The following is a 1808-nucleotide window of genomic DNA, read 5'->3' as shown; positions in this document are numbered from 1 at the left end:
CCCGGATCCTGCACCTCCTCCATGGCCGATACCGACAATGCACCCGAACAGCTGACTGGCGCGCCGAAAGGCCTGCGCAAGGCGGAGCTTGTCGCGATTGTTGCCGGTCTGATGACGCTGAACGCGATGGCGATCGACATCATGCTGCCGGCCCTGTCGCAGATCGCAGCGGCGACCGGACTGACGGCGGAAGGCGGCGCGGTCGACAACCGGCAGCAGCTGATCATCTTCGCCTATGTGCTGGGCTTCGGCGCGCCGCAGCTTGTCTGGGGCCCGGTGACAGACCGGTTCGGGCGCCGCGCACCGCTGTTCTTCGGCCTCATCGGTTACATCATCGTCTCGCTGATCTGCGTGCTGATCAATGATTTCTGGGCACTGCTGGCCGCGCGATTCCTGCAGGGCGTGTTCTCGTCCGGCGCGCGGATCGTTGCCTCGGCGGTGGTGCGCGATCTCTACTCAGGCCGCGCGATGGCAAGCTTCATGTCGCTGGTGATGACCATTTTCATGATCGTGCCGATCGTCGCGCCGAGCCTTGGGCAACTTATCCTGCTGTTTGCGCCCTGGGAGGCGATCTTCATATGGCTCGCCATATGGGGCGGCGTGATGCTGGCCTGGACCTGGGCGCGGCTGCCGGAGACACTGCCCGTGCCTGCCCGGCGGCCGCTGAATCTTGCGAGCGCCTCCGATGCCTACATGAGCGTGCTGCGCTCGAAGGTGAGCTTTGGCTATATGTGCGCCTCGGGCATCGTGTTCGGCGCACTGTTCGCGTTTATCGCCTCGTCCGAGCAGGTATTCCGGCAGGTGTTCGGCAAGGGCGACACGTTTGCCTACTGGTTCGCAGGGATTGCCGGCGTGATGGCGCTGGCGAACTTCACGAACTCGCGGTTGGTGGAAAAGATCGGCATGCGTCGCATCAGCCATACGGCGCTGATCGTATTCACGGCGATCTCGGCGGGCCTCGCGATTTCGACGATGCTGTTCGGCGAGAACTTCGTATTGTTCTTCCCGCTGCTTGCGATTGCGTTCGGATGTTTCGGCCTGATGGGCTCGAACTTCTCCGCGCTGGCGATGGAGCCACTCGGCAAGATTGCCGGTACCGCCTCGGCTGCCTACGGCTTTGCTACGACGCTGGCCTCGGCTTTCATCGGGGCCTTCATCGGCTCTCAGTTCGATGGCTCGACTGTGCCGCTGATGCTGGGCTTTGCGGCGCTCGGCGTGGTCTCGCTGGTCATTGTACTGATCACCGAAAAGGGCCGGCTGTTCAGCATGCGCTGACGCCGAGTGACGCCTTTACGGCCTCCGGAACCCGCGTAGTCTGGCTTCCGGCAACGCGTGATGCCGGGGGAAAGTGCAATGACCGACACTGCCCGCCTGCTGCGCCCGTCCCTCTCCGGCCTTGGGGTATTGCTGGTCGCCGCCTGCGGACAATCTGGCCCGGCGCCTGTCGAGGCACCCGCGGAGACCGCCGCTATGGAGGCCCCCGACCCGGCGCCGTTCGAACCCGGCGAAGCGGACTTCAAATCTATCCGCGACATGCACCCCGTGCGCGGCTTCTTCGTCGACAACCTGATCGGCAGCCTGGAGGGTACGATTGGCGCCGCCGAACCCGAAGCCGGCGCGGTGTATCCGGTCGGATCCGCCGGGCAGCTGGTGCCCGGCGAGGTTATGGTGAAGCGCGACGCGGGCTATAACGCGGCGACGAAGGACTGGGAGTTCTTCGAGCTTGCTGTGACGGACGCCGGCGCGAAGATCCGCGTGCGCGGGGTTGATGACGTGGTCAACCAGTTCAGCGGCAACTGCCTCGCCTG

At 64.7% G+C, this 1808-nt stretch carries 1 protein-coding gene and 1 pseudogene; both read left to right on the top strand.

The features are described from left to right. Window positions 1-1275, top strand: a 1275-nt coding sequence (locus tag WEA77_RS14730; protein WP_368068631.1) for a multidrug effflux MFS transporter, incomplete at its 5' end; no start/stop codon positions are given. A 78-nt stretch (window positions 1276-1353) separates the two neighbouring features. Further along, window positions 1354-1808: pseudogene (locus tag WEA77_RS14725) on the top strand (hypothetical protein); the annotation flags it as partial.

This window comes from Hyphomonas sp., assembly GCF_040882205.1.
Lineage (GTDB): Bacteria > Pseudomonadota > Alphaproteobacteria > Caulobacterales > Hyphomonadaceae > Hyphomonas.
The sequence above is the reverse complement of the archived record's forward strand: the minus strand, read 5'-3'. Positions and strand labels throughout refer to the sequence as shown.